This is a genomic window from Bacillus sp. hwrm1 (assembly GCF_040207805.1).
In the GTDB taxonomy this organism is placed as follows: Bacteria; Bacillota; Bacilli; order Bacillales; family Bacillaceae; genus Bacillus; species Bacillus velezensis.
On record NZ_CP157943.1, the window covers coordinates 3452215 to 3465474 of the forward strand.

Genomic DNA, 13260 nt, shown 5'->3' on the forward strand with positions numbered 1-13260 from the left:
TGCAACTATGAGGAAGCAATACAAACCGGGCATGGCGCGCGTATCGTCAGTCGTTCGCTTCTGCGATATCCATGTCAGCTGTTTATCACTTTCCTGCATAGTCCGGCCGTTTACGGCAGCCGGGTAGAAACTTATGGGCCATATTCCCAAGATTATATGAGGTCGTGTTTTGATTTCATGTTTATCTTAACAACGGACTTGGATAATGTCAACGACATTATCGAACGATATAAAAATTCTTTCTTTTAATGTTCGTGTTTAGATCAATTTCCCTTCAAATACGATTTTTTTCCCGCAAGGAACGACTTGAATTGATCCATTTTCTTTCTTTTCTGTAAAGATCGGTTCTTCCATCCGCCGGACGGGCATATAGCCCTCTTCCTTCATTAAAGTGAGAATGGTGTCAATCGTTTCATCTTCCGTTACTTCAAACCGTTTCTTTTTTGGCTTTGTCATTCCTTAATTCTCCTCTTCTTCACTGCTTTCACCCAGAATCCGCCGTGGATCGTTTTCGGCTCAAAGGCGATGATAAACGCTTTTTCATCAAGCGTTTTAATCGTATCATAAAGCTGAAGCTCATATTTGCGCGGCGTCAGAATCTGCATGGCGGTCCGGTCTCCTTCAAGTCCGCCCGCAACCCAGCTTGTAACCCCGTATCCTTTTTCCCGGAGCTGTTTCGGCAGGTCCAGATCGAGCTCCTTCGTAATGACGTTGACTGTAATATAGCCGAGCGCCAGTTTTTCCTCAATTTTCATTCCCACTATAACACCGATGCCGTAGCCGAGCGCATAGGCAATGACGTTTTGAATTTGATTCAGATTGCCGAGCACAAGACTCAGGCCGGTCACATACACAAGGATTTCAATCGTACTGATGCCTGCGGCGAAATAGCGCTGTCCCTTTAATGTCAGAATCATCCTGATCGTAAAGAAAGAGACATATATAATGTTAATGATGAGAATAATGAGAACCATACCTATACTGTTGGATAAAATCGTCTGCATCACTGATTCCCCTCCTCTGATACTTTGAAAAGCATCAATCCTTCAATTAAGGATAGTTTACCCTCTTTTCATCATTTTCAAAAGAAAAAAAAGCCCGCCCCGCAAGGCAGACTTTCAAGCTCTTATCAGTGAAGCTCGGCTTTTTTCAATCGTTTGACGGCTTCATATTCCTTCTCAAGTTCACTCAGCGTGTACCCGGACAGTTCCTGAACATGGTCTTGATAAAACCCTGAGCGGATCAGTTTTGTCCTCAGGTGCTGTTTTTTCCGATTAATGGCTTCTCGCAACAACGGGGCCATCTTCATCATCCCTTTCCGAATCATAAAGAGTAGTGCCGCTTTCGAATTGCTGTTGCTCTCATCATATCTCGGCCGGGTCCTCAAAACAACACGCTTTATTAGAAAAATTTGTAAACATTGTGAAAGACAAATTTCGACTTATAAAGGGATCAGCGAAGCAGTAAAGTACTCTGAAATAAGCGGCCATGTCACAGCCGTAAAAACGAGCATGATGATAACCGCCGCGGAAATACAGTACATCACGTCAGCCGCAGGCTTTTCAGCCGATTTGTATAGAATCTGCACAAACTGCACCATCGCCGAGGCGGCCAGAAACAAGGTCAGCGCCGTAAACACCACGGTGATGACCGGCAGATTCAATATCGCGAAAATCATCCACACGATAGAGCAGGCGACAGCCGGAACCAAAAGCGATCCGACCCCCGCGGCCGCATCCCGCATCGTGATTTTCTGTTTCATCATATAGCGTGATACAAGCCAGACCGCGCCCGCCGCAGCGGCAAAAAAGACGAGCGTATACACGAGAACGACGGTAAAGCCGTCAAAAAACGTATGATGCCGCTCCCCGTATCCGAGAGGCCTTTGCTGGCTTGCCCTCAGCTGAAACCAATTTCCGATTGAGAAAAAGATACTGAATACAAGCATTGAAATAAGAGCATATTTAAAGCGGGAAAAGCCGTCTTCCCCAACGACCTTCACCGGTGATGTCAAAATGCGCAGCGCGAAACGGCAATAACGTTTGACCGCGGCCCATGCAGAAGCGAGTTTTTCCGTAAAAGCCGGAGCCGGGCGCCGTTCCTTTTCTTTTTTCTTTTGCTTTTGATAACGTCCCGCATTTCTGGACATTCTCGACAGCGGTTCTTCATCAGTCCCCTGATGCTGTTTTTCTTCTTCCAACGTTTCTTTTCTTTCTTCCGTCATGTCAGCAACTCCTATCAAAAAAATACGGCGGAATTTGTTAAACAAGAAAATAAAACACTTATATAAGGTACCGAAGCGTCCTTAAACAGTCAAGCGGTTTTCTTCACCCGGACACCCACATGACGTTTTATAGTATGTATTGGTTTTACGGAATAGGACAAAAACAAAAAACCGGCTTAACTCAGCCGGTTTTTCCGTTATTTCAAGAAGATGAAATACAGGATAAAGATGACGAACAGCCCGTACATAATCGGGTGAACGCTTTTTCCTTTTCCTTTGCAGATCATTGTAATCGGGTAGAATATAAAACCGATCGCAATCCCCGTCGCAATGCTGTACGTCAGCGGCATCATAATCATCGTTAAGAATGCCGGCACAGCCACCTCGAATTTATCCCAGGCGATCTTACCGAGCGGCGCCACCATCAGCGCGCCGACAATAATTAAAGCCGGAGCCGTCACATTCGTGGTGACAACTGACAGAAGCGGCGAGAAAAACATCGCCAGCAAAAAGAGAATGCCCGTCACAACAGCCGCGAAGCCGGAGCGCGCCCCCGCCGCAACGCCTGAGCTGGATTCAACATAAGAAGTCGTTGTGGACGTACCGAGTACGGCTCCGATAACGATTGATGTTGAATCCGCCAGAAGCGCTCTTCCCGCACGCGGAAGTTTGTTTTCCTTCATCAGCCCGGCCTGTGTCGCTACAGCCACCAGCGTTCCAGCCGTATCGAAAAACCCGACGAACAGGAACGTTAAAATGACAATCAGCATTTGGACGGAGAAGATATCCGGAAGATGCATCCACGCCTGTCCGAAAGTCGGCGCAAGACTCGGCACGCTGCCGACAATGTGCGTCGGAACCGGAATCAGTCCGCAGACCATGCCGGCAACCGCCGTCAGAAGCATTCCGATAAATACGCCGCCGTTTACGCGAAGCACCATCAGAATGACCGTCACAATAACACCGAAAACCGTCAGCAGCACAGGGCCGCTGTGAATATTGCCGATAGACACCAAAGTCGATGAGTTCGCTTCAATAATGCCCGAACCCTGCAAACCGACAAATGTGATAAACAAACCGATACCCGCGCCGACCGCCAATTTCAGCTCAGGCGGAATCGCATTAATGATTTTTTCCCGCAGTCCCGTCAGCGAAAGCGCCACGAAGATAATTCCGGAAATCAAGACGCCGGAAAGCGCAGCCTGCCATGAAATCCCCATGCCGAGTACGACAGAGAAAGCAAAAAACGCATTTAATCCCATACCCGGCGCAATCGCGATCGGATACTTTGCAATGAGCCCCATTAAAATACAGCCGGCCGCAGACGCCAAGGCTGTAGCGGTGAACACCGCGCCCTGATCAATTTTTAATGCTTCGGGAAATCCCTTCACACCGTTTAAAGACAATGTCAGCGGGTTGACGAACAGAATGTACGCCATTGACAAAAAGGTCGTTAAACCGCCGATGATTTCATTACGATAGCTTGTCCCCAGCTCATCAAACTGAAAAAATTGCTTCAAGCCAATTGCCTCCTTCATTCTCTCCCATTTATTCTGCCCGTTATCCGCCAAATAAAAAACGCCCCAAATACATTTGGGACGCTTGACTACATACGTTCAGTCTGAATAAATAAGAATGGATTATTTATATCAAACGATTGAGATTGATCCGTAGTCAAGCCATTTACGGTAGCTTGGTAGAAACTTGCGGGCCATATCCCCGCCATTATACGATATCTGCATATTTGATTTCTGAGTCTATTGTATCAATTCAATTTTGAAAACTCAATAAAAAAAACGAACAATCCCGTTAAAAAAATTTGGTTTATTCGTTAATTGACCAAAAATGGAAGACGGCAAAAGCCGCCTTCCCGACATCATTTTCCGTCCGCAGGCCGGACCGGCACCGAGAATGTAATCTTGCCGTCACCTGCTAAAGTGTTCATGAACGTTCGATTGACATACAAAGCGTATGAATCGAATGAGAAATCGCGCAACGAATAGTCTTTATCGGACGAATCATCTAATTCAAAAACGGATTCCATTTCACCCGTTTTAAGGTTCGTGACTTTCGCCTTATTCCCTTTCAGATAATAGCCTTTTTTATACTCATTAAGCGATGGCCAGGTTTTCATTTTTTTCGTATTGCCGAGACCGATTGACTCACCGACATTCATCAACTGATCTTTATCTGCTTTGCTGTAATTAATTCCTGTGAATTGATAATCGACGATCACCCGTCTGCCTTGCTGTTTGATCTTTTTGATGGTGATGCCGACATGATGATGTTTCGTTTTATAACTGACGGGCAGTTTTGTTTTCAGAGGGACGATTTCTCCAGGCTCTGATTCTGATTTTACATCGCCCGTTATGAAAAGTGTTTTCGCTTTCGGGTCTATCGGTTTGCTGAATTGTGTTTGGCCGCGTACTCTTTTCCCGCCGCCGGGAAGGTTCTTCCTGTTGCCAAGTTCAATAGCCGCTAACGTCATTTCATAATGGTTTCCTGCATCATCCGTTGCTTCGTCAATCGAGATGGCATCATTTTTAGCTGCATTTTGAAAGTCGACTGAATACAGGAGAGCCGATCCCGTCGTTCCGTTTTCCGCCCGGATATCGAAAAAGCGGTATAACCCGTTGACATTCACAGCTTTCGTTCCTTCAAGAGAAACGGACTTTTGTTTTTTAATCGGGAGTGTAAAGCGCCAGTTTCCGGGAATATCCTTGATTTGTGTAATGACAAGCGGAAGCTTATCACCGTCTTTCATCTTTGGGCCGTCCGCAAAAAAGCGAAGCTGCCCCCCGTACTGCCCGTCTTTCACTTTTTTCATGCCCTGACTGTCATAATCCAAAGATAATATATTCCGGCTGTCTTTATAATCTACTTCAAAAGGAATATCCTCCTCATTAGATTTCAAATTGTCAACGGTAAAATTGTAAACGAGCTGTCCGCTGTCGTAATACACACTTTTCACTGTAACCGTAATCCCGCGCGATTCCGCTTTCTCGTTCAGTTTTGTCACCAAATTGCTTTTAAACAGCGCAGAACCTGCCTTATCCTGAAATACCCTGTAAATCTGCCCGGCAACAGGGATGTTTCCCATAGCCGTATTAACGGAGGGCATGAATAAGCCTGAGGACAGATACAGAATAAACAAAGCAGCAGCAACCGCGAGTCCGTTTATCACTTTTCGTCCCCATCTCCGTCTGACGGCGCCTTCTTTTCCGGCACGGACAGCGGCGCTGTGTATCACGTTTTTCAATTCAGCTTTCGGCACGTCAATGTCCTGATACAATTGCTTCATTTGATGCTTTTCCATATATGTTTATCCTCCTTTTCCAGCTCCTGCTTCAATGCTTTTCTCGCCCTGTGGAGATGCGTTTTTACAGTGCCTTCCGCCATACCGGTCTGTTCAGCGATCATAGCAATCGAGAAATCTTGAAAATAATAAAGCTGAATGGTCAGCTGTATATGTTCGTCAAGGGTTTCCAGGGCATTCCGAAGATCTATGTATTCTTCAATGTTCTTATTCTCCGCGCGCGTATCGTGTTGCGGCTCAAACGGAATGACGTCTCCGTGCTTTTTCCTCATCGCAAAAATCGTATGAAGCAAAATCCGGATCAGCCACGTTTTAAAATATTTCGGCTCCTTCAGCTGCGCGATATGCAGAAAAGCCTTGTAAACCGTTTCCTGCACTGCGTCCAGCGTATCTTCCTTGTGATGCAAATAGAGATAAGCTGTTTTATATAAAGTCTCCTGATGAGCTGTGATCAGTTTTTCAAAGGCTGCGGCATCACCTTTTTTCGCCTTTTTGATCAATCGTTCTTCTTTCACCTTATCCACCTCCTATGCTGTTAGATATGAATCAGGGCAAAACGGTTTCAAAAAGATGAAAAAAAACGCCTCTTTTTTAAAAGAGACGTTTTTTTATCTTCATTTATTCCCACTCAATCGTTGCAGGCGGCTTGCTCGTAATGTCATACACGACGCGGTTGATGTGTTTCACTTCATTGACGATCCGTGTCGAAATCACTTCGAGCACATCCCAAGGGATACGCGCCCAGTCAGATGTCATGCCGTCAATTGATGTTACGGCACGGATACCGATTGTGTAATCATACGTTCTCGCATCTCCCATGACGCCGACGCTGCGGATGTCAGGAAGAACCGTGAAGTACTGCCAGATGTCGCGCTCAAGGCCGTGGTTCGCCACTTCTTCACGCAGAATCGCGTCTGATTCACGAACGATCTCAAGTTTTTCTTCCGTTACTTCGCCGAGTACGCGGATGCCAAGTCCAGGGCCCGGGAACGGCTGACGCCATACGATATCATCCGGAAGGCCGAGCTCTGTGCCGAGCGCGCGCACTTCGTCTTTGAAAAGGGTGTTCAGCGGTTCGATCAGTTCAAACTGCATATCTTCAGGAAGTCCGCCGACATTGTGATGCGATTTGATCGTTTGCGCCGTTGCAGTACCGCTCTCGATAATATCCGTGTAAAGCGTTCCTTGCGCAAGGTAATCGATGCCTTTCAGCTTGTCCGCTTCATCATCAAACACGTAAATGAATTCGTTACCGATGATTTTGCGTTTTTGCTCAGGATCAGAAACACCTTTCAGCTTGTTTAAGAATCTGTCTTTCGCATCAACTTTAATGACATTCATATTAAAGCCTTCGCTGAACGTTTTCATGACGCCTTCCGCTTCGCCTTTACGAAGCAGGCCGTGATCGACGAAAATACAAGTCAGCTGGTCGCCGATCGCTTTATGAATTAAAGCAGCCACAACAGAGGAATCAACACCGCCGCTTAGCGCGCATAGAACCTGCTTGTCTCCGACTGTTTCACGGATTTTTTGCATTTCGATTTCGATAAAGTTTTCCATTGACCATTTGCCTTCACAATCGCAAACGCCGAATACAAAGTTTTTCAGAAGATCATTGCCGTATTCAGAGTGGCGCACTTCCGGGTGGAACTGAACGCCGTACCAATTCTTGTCCGCTTTGCTCATCGCTGAATTCGGGCAGTGATGGCTTGTTGCGTCAACAGTGAAGCCTTCAGGAACTTCTACAACCAAATCGCCGTGGCTCATCCACACAACCTGTTCTTCCGGAAGATCTTTGAACAAGTCAGGAGTTCCTTGAATCTGAATGTTCGCTTTTCCGTATTCGCGCTGGCTTGCCGCCTCGACTTTCCCTCCGAGGTAATGAGTCATCAGCTGCATGCCGTAGCAGATGCCCAATACAGGAATATCGAGTTCAAAGATTTTTTCATCACAGCGGAAAGATCCTTCATCATATACACTGTTCGGTCCGCCTGAAAGGATAATTCCTTTTGGATTCATTTCTTTGATTTCCTCAGCTGTCAACGTATGGGGGTGCAGCTCGCTATATACGCCAAATTCACGGATCCGGCGGGTAATCAGCTGGTTATACTGACTGCCGAAATCAAGAACAAGAATCATTTCATTCACTAACTTCGTCATGGTTGTCACCTAATCTCCTCTAAGTTTTTGACACAGAAAAAACGGAGGACAAACGTTCAGCCCTCTGTCGCGCAAGACTTGTACGGAAGCCCGGCTTTTTAACGCTCCCGGGCTCCCATTTAACATTCATTTATTCTAACAACAGGACGATATGCGGTCAAGACTATCTTGTTTTAATTATATTTTCCCACAACTGTCCCGATTCATCCCAAAGCTTTGCGGCATTATCCCTGCGGTATAAGGCCCGCTCATAGCGCAGCGTCAGCTCGGACATGTCGTTTGTATGGTGCGCCTCGTCAATCCTCGCAGCAAAATCGCGCAGTGTTTCTCCGTCTCCCCTGCTGAATCCTTTTCGTTTCAGCTGGCGGAGCAGCGCGGCATATGCGTCGAAAAAGACGTCTTCATCCGTTCGCCGCTTCAATCTGGCTGCTGTAACGTGCGGAATCCAGCGCGCCCGGAGAAGCCAGGCGAGTGCCGCCGCGGCTGAAATCACGATGACGATGGCTGCATACGGCCATAGCTGTGCCGCGGTTTTGTTGCGGATCACAGGCTGCGGTGCCGCGCTGTGATCCCGCTTTTTCGGCTTTTCCTCTTTTTCCGGCTTTGTTTCCTGACGCTGCTTGTCAGACGGTTCATCCGAATTTCCCGCTGAGCCTCCGCTGTCTTTTGCCGCGGTATGATTTTGCTCTGACGTAAACTCCGTCGGATTGGTGAAGCCTTTTGTCGGCTCAAACGTCACCCAGCCCTGATCGGGAAAATACACTTCTACCCACGAATGGGCGTTGTTGTTTGTGACTTCATAAATGTGGCCGTTATGGTCGCCTGCCCCTTTATATTCGCCGGATGTATAGCCCTTCACCCAACGGGCGGGGATTCCCGCAGAGCGGAGCAGCACAGCCATTGCCGATGAAAAGTTATCACAATATCCTCTTTTCGTTTCAAACAGAAATTGATCGACATAATCCTGATTGTGCTCCGGAACCGCGACATCCTGTGTATTATACGAAAATGCGGAAGATCCGAGATAATCCTCGATCGCCTTCGCTTTATCGAACATATTATGATGATCCCGCGTCAGTCTGTCCGCAAGCTGTCTCACTCTTTTCGGAAGGCTGTCGGGGACCTGTAAATACCGGTCATTGAATTGATTCTGCTCACGGTATCGTTTCACTTTCACTTTTCTGAGATCATTCAGCTTAAAGACGGGCGCCTGAAAAGTCACCGTGTACCGTCCCATATTGCGGATGTTGCCCACTTGTTCACTGACCGGCGTAATTTGCTCGGTGTTTCCGTTCATTTCAAGCTGAATCGAGTGCTTCGGTTTAATATTGGAGACGCCGATCGGATACATGACGTGATTATAGAGATAATTCTCATCAATGGACACCTGTGCCGTATACCGTCTCGTCTGCACACTCCGGTCAAACCATATATCTTCCACGTTGCCGCCGTTCAGTTTATAGGACATGCCCTGATCGGTCTCCACCCAGCCTTTCCCCGTGTATGTATCCTTCGTTTCCACCCGGAAGTACGCCCGTTCTTTTCCGTTCCATGTGAAAACCGGCGTATCATCCTGCTGAAAAGGGCCGCCCAATGTTTCATCATGATTGCCGTAGCCGATTTTGCTTTCGGCGGCGGGCACTTCTTTGTGGTTTGTTATTTTTTTAAGAAACGGCACGGGGTCCGGCCAGTTCGGGTCTGATTTCGGAGCCGCCAGACCGAACACGACGGAAGCGCAGATAAACAGCATCAGCGGCAGAAACCATTTGAGTATCAATCTTTTTTTAAACGCTATGTGTTCCGTAAGCCGGATGCGCTCCATATACAAAAGCCCCATCATCAAAAAGCCGATAAAGACGATCCGGATGACGGCGTACGCGGCATCATAAGGAGTAAACGTATCAAGCACGGTGATATACGCCACCGTCATGATAAAAAAGAATAATATTTTCCGCTGATAGATCACCCAGTAATGCAGCAAATACACGAGCAGCCATAAAAGCACAAAAAACAGCAATGTGCGGAATGACGGATTCATGTCATTCCATCTTCCGGACCCGATGTGGCGGGCATTTTGCATCACGTCCCGCAAAAAAGAAACGAGCCATTCCGGCTGAAAAACCGAACCTTTATAAAACAGGATGTGAATACTGATCAACGTAAACAGAATGCAGGACGGCACGGTGACGTACCACCTCATCCGGAAGAATGACAGCAGAAATGCCAAACCGATAAAAACGATGAAAAAACCGGTATGTTTTGTATCCGTAAAATTGTGCAGCGGCCTGAGCCATTCCCATAACAATAAAAAAGCGAGAAAATAAAACAGCAGCAGACTCAGCCTGCTTCCCTGGTTCTCGTCATGCGGCATGGCGCGCCACCTCTCTTTCTAAACAACATGGGACACCCGTTTGTCCCTGATCATTTGCACCTTAATATTTTTTTGAGCGAAGATGAGAGCGAGTTTCCGTTCTTTCTCCGAAAGCGCGGCATTCGTTTCTTTCGCCAAAAACACCGTCATGTCAGCACGGCCGGGCTCAGCCTGTTTGAGAAGGTCTTCTGTAAGACTGCCCGTCACGACGGCAATGGAAGCTTTGCGGACGCGCGGATCCGCCAGCTCTTTTCCTAAACGCCCGCCTGCATCGGCTTCTTCCGATTCTGAAGCTGATGCCAGGTAACGCAGCATCTTTCTGAAATGCCGGTCTCCCTCCCGGACGGGAAATACGGTCCGGTCGCTCCCCAATGAAATAAATCCTGCGGGAGAGCCCTTCACAAGCGCCGTGTAAAGCAGGGATGCCGAAGCTGATACCGCGGCTTCAAACGATGGGGACGGCCTGCAGTCCAAAAGGAGAATCATATTCACACTCTGCAGCGGGTCAAATTCCTTCGTCATCAGCTCATTTCGCCGCGCTGATGTTTTCCAGTCAAGTGCGGAAAACCGGTCGCCCGGCTGATAATTTCTGACGCTCGCAGCCATTGCGGAGCGGTGTACCTGAAACGGAGCGCCGGCAGCCGCACCCTCTTCCCCGGAGGCGGCCTGCGGCTTATAGTGAACAGACCCGTACGCCGGGAAAACCAGAACCGTATCCGTAACGGAAAACGACGCCGTCTTGTCCAAAAGCCCGAGAACATCTCCCGTGCGCACTCTTATCGTATGTAAACGATGCTCTCCGCGCGGCACCTGCGGCAGCTCATATTGTAACGTCAGCTTCCTTTGAAACCACGGAAACACGAGCTGTTTCGCACTGCGCCTCTCGCCAAGCGTTTCCGGCATCACATCTTCAATGACCATATATGTCAGCGGAAACGGCAGGCGCCTCGTCAGCCTGATGGTGACAGACAGCCCGTCGCCTGAGGTTAACTGGGCGGAGGACACGTCACGCGCCACCTGAAACGCCCGCAGCGGGTACACAGCGACCAGCCCGGCGTAAACGGTAAACGGCAAAAACGCATAAAATAAAAACCAGCTCACAAATCCGCCCTGAAACATGGCATAAGAAAAGACAGCCGCCGTCAGTACGGCCAACATAAGCAGCTTCCAGCCATATAGAAGCCAATGCATCTTCTTTCTCATTAGCGGACCGACATCCTTTGAACGGGGACTTTTTCCGTTTGCATGATGTCTTCTATAACCGCTTCCGGCGTCACATCGTTAAATTTCGCCTCGGCGGTCAGGATCATTCTGTGCGGCAGCGTATACGGAGCCAAATACTGGACGTCATCAGGAATGACGTAATCGCGGTCATGAAGCAGCGCGTACGCCTGCGCAGCTTTCATTAATGAGATTGAACCGCGCGGACTTACGCCCAGATGTGCGGACGTATGCCGGCGGGTATGCTGAGTAATGCCGACGATATACGCTTTTATTCCATCATCCACCCGCACCTGCTCCAATTTTTGCTGAAGGCTGATAAACTGTTCTTTAGAAATGACGGGCTCGATTGTTTCAAGCGGATTGCGCCCTTCCTGCAAAGACAGAACTTGAAGCTCTTCCTCGGCAGTCGGATAGCCCATGCGCAGCTTAAATAAAAACCGGTCAAGCTGGGCTTCGGGAAGCGGATACGTTCCTTCATATTCAACCGGGTTTTGTGTGGCCATGACGAAAAACGGCTCAGCCAGCCGCATTGTCTTTCCGTCAATCGTGACATTCCCTTCCTCCATTGCCTCAAGCAGGGAAGACTGTGTTTTCGGAGAGGTTCTGTTAATTTCATCAGCCAGCACGATATTCCCCATGATCGGTCCCGGGCGGTATTCAAATTCCATCGTTTTCGTATTATAAATAGAGACACCCGTCACATCTGACGGCAGAAGATCCGGCGTGAACTGAATCCTCTTAAAGTCAGCTCCGATCAGCTTGGCCAAAGCGCGGACCATCATCGTTTTTCCGACTCCCGGCACGTCTTCCAGCAGCACATGCCCTTTTGCGAGAATGGCGGCCAGACTGAGTATGGCGATATCCCGTTTTCCTATGATGATGTTTTCAATATGCTCAACGGCTTTCTCCAGCAGCGGATGCAGCTCTTCTTTATAAGCCATTCTTCTCCTCCTAGTCATCTCTCAAATTTCAATTATCGTAACCTAACTTTACCACAAAATATAAACAGTATAAAAAATCGTTTCCAGCGAATTGTTTCCAGTCTGAAAAAGGAAAAAGCTCCCTTTAGAAAGGAAGCTTTATTTCAGCTGGAGAGGCTCCATATGAACGTGTGAATGGTCAATGGCATGTTCCTCTTTCATCTTGCGTTCTATCTCATTTGCGATCTCATGACTCTCTTTAATGTTCAGATCTGACGGCACTTCAATGACGACATCAATATGAACGGAGCTGCCCAGATATCTCGCTTTAATATCTTTTAAACGGCTGCCGCCCGCAATCTGTTCAATCGTCTTTTTATAATCAGAAATATGTTTGACATCAAAGCCGTCAGTCAGCGAATGAGAGGATTCCTTAAAAATATCCCACGCGGTTTTGCATATGATCAATCCGATGATAAACGCGGTAACCGTATCCACCCAAGCCAAATGGAACTGAGAAGCAAAAATTCCGATAAACGTGCCGATACTGACGAGCGCATCTGATTTATTATCAGCGGCCGCAGCTGAAAGCGCCTGGCTGTTTACCTTTTTGGCAAGCCCTTTCGTATAGCGATAGACCATCAGCATCACGACCGCGCTCCCCGCGGCCGTCCAGGCGGCTATCATATCCGGCGTTTCCTCTTTAACGGAAAAAATAGATTGCGCGGCGCTGAACAGCACTTGCATTCCGACAAGCATCATAATAATGGAAGCGATGAGTGACGCGACGGTCTCCGCCCGAAAATGGCCGTAAGGATGATCTTCGTCAGGAGGTTTCTGAGAGATGCGCAAACCGATGAAAACAGCCGCAGATGCCGCGATATCAGTCGTATTATTTAAACCGTCGGCCTGAAGCGCTTCTGAGTGAAACAAATAACCGATTACAAGCTTCACAGCCGACAATGCCGCATATGCGCCAATACTGACAATCGCTCCGGTTTCGCCTTTTTTCAATTCATGATATCTCTCCACTGAAAATCCTCCT

At 47.9% G+C, this 13260-nt stretch carries 12 protein-coding genes and 2 riboswitches; all 12 genes read right to left on the minus strand.

Going from position 1 to position 13260, the window contains the following annotated elements; genetic code table 11:
- Positions 1 to 78 precede the first annotated feature (78 nt).
- Positions 79 to 180, minus strand: a riboswitch (purine riboswitch).
- 78 nt (positions 181 to 258) lie between these two features.
- Positions 259 to 456 carry an NETI motif-containing protein gene (locus ABK447_RS17220; RefSeq protein ID WP_007609843.1) on the minus strand — a complete coding sequence of 66 codons (198 nt, stop codon included), beginning with the start codon at positions 454 to 456 and terminating at the stop codon, positions 259 to 261.
- On the minus strand, positions 453 to 1007 hold the full coding sequence (locus ABK447_RS17225; RefSeq protein WP_025284369.1) for a DUF2179 domain-containing protein: 555 nt from the start codon (positions 1005 to 1007) through the stop codon (positions 453 to 455). The genes ABK447_RS17220 and ABK447_RS17225 overlap by 4 nt, the downstream gene beginning before the upstream one ends.
- Positions 1008 to 1129: 122 nt before the next feature.
- Positions 1130 to 1303: a Fur-regulated basic protein FbpA gene (locus tag ABK447_RS17230; RefSeq protein WP_003155777.1), complete on the minus strand. Its 174-nt coding sequence runs from the start codon at positions 1301 to 1303 to the stop codon at positions 1130 to 1132.
- Between the two features lie 138 nt (positions 1304 to 1441).
- The gene (locus tag ABK447_RS17235) at positions 1442 to 2224 is read right to left on the minus strand and encodes a hypothetical protein (protein ID WP_014304542.1); all 783 of its coding nucleotides are present in this window, start codon (positions 2222 to 2224) and stop codon (positions 1442 to 1444) included.
- Between the two features lie 197 nt (positions 2225 to 2421).
- The gene (locus tag ABK447_RS17240; RefSeq protein WP_007408891.1) at positions 2422 to 3744 is read right to left on the minus strand and encodes an NCS2 family permease; all 1323 of its coding nucleotides are present in this window, start codon (positions 3742 to 3744) and stop codon (positions 2422 to 2424) included.
- Positions 3745 to 3875: 131 nt separating this feature from the next.
- Positions 3876 to 3977: riboswitch (purine riboswitch) on the minus strand.
- Between the two features lie 123 nt (positions 3978 to 4100).
- On the minus strand, positions 4101 to 5540 hold the full coding sequence (locus ABK447_RS17245; RefSeq protein WP_191974091.1) for a DUF4179 domain-containing protein: 1440 nt from the start codon (positions 5538 to 5540) through the stop codon (positions 4101 to 4103).
- The gene (locus ABK447_RS17250) at positions 5522 to 6055 is read right to left on the minus strand and encodes a sigma-70 family RNA polymerase sigma factor (protein ID WP_033574951.1); all 534 of its coding nucleotides are present in this window, start codon (positions 6053 to 6055) and stop codon (positions 5522 to 5524) included. Before ABK447_RS17250 ends, ABK447_RS17245 begins: the two co-directional genes overlap by 19 nt.
- A gap of 103 nt (positions 6056 to 6158) precedes the next feature.
- Positions 6159 to 7700, minus strand: coding sequence for a glutamine-hydrolyzing GMP synthase (gene guaA / locus ABK447_RS17255; RefSeq protein WP_007408887.1), 1542 nt, complete (start codon positions 7698 to 7700; stop codon positions 6159 to 6161).
- 163 nt (positions 7701 to 7863) lie between these two features.
- Positions 7864 to 10071 (minus strand): DUF4129 domain-containing transglutaminase family protein, encoded by a 2208-nt coding sequence (locus tag ABK447_RS17260; RefSeq protein WP_094031560.1) that lies wholly within the window; start codon positions 10069 to 10071, stop codon positions 7864 to 7866.
- Between the two features lie 18 nt (positions 10072 to 10089).
- Positions 10090 to 11274 (minus strand): DUF58 domain-containing protein, encoded by a 1185-nt coding sequence (locus tag ABK447_RS17265; protein ID WP_094031559.1) that lies wholly within the window; start codon positions 11272 to 11274, stop codon positions 10090 to 10092.
- Complete coding sequence (locus ABK447_RS17270) at positions 11274 to 12236, minus strand: MoxR family ATPase (RefSeq protein WP_094031558.1); 963 nt, start codon at positions 12234 to 12236, stop codon at positions 11274 to 11276. Before ABK447_RS17270 ends, ABK447_RS17265 begins: the two co-directional genes overlap by 1 nt.
- Before the next feature lie 138 nt (positions 12237 to 12374).
- On the minus strand, positions 12375 to 13247 hold the full coding sequence (locus tag ABK447_RS17275; RefSeq protein WP_094031557.1) for a cation diffusion facilitator family transporter: 873 nt from the start codon (positions 13245 to 13247) through the stop codon (positions 12375 to 12377).
- Positions 13248 to 13260: the final 13 nt, after the last annotated feature.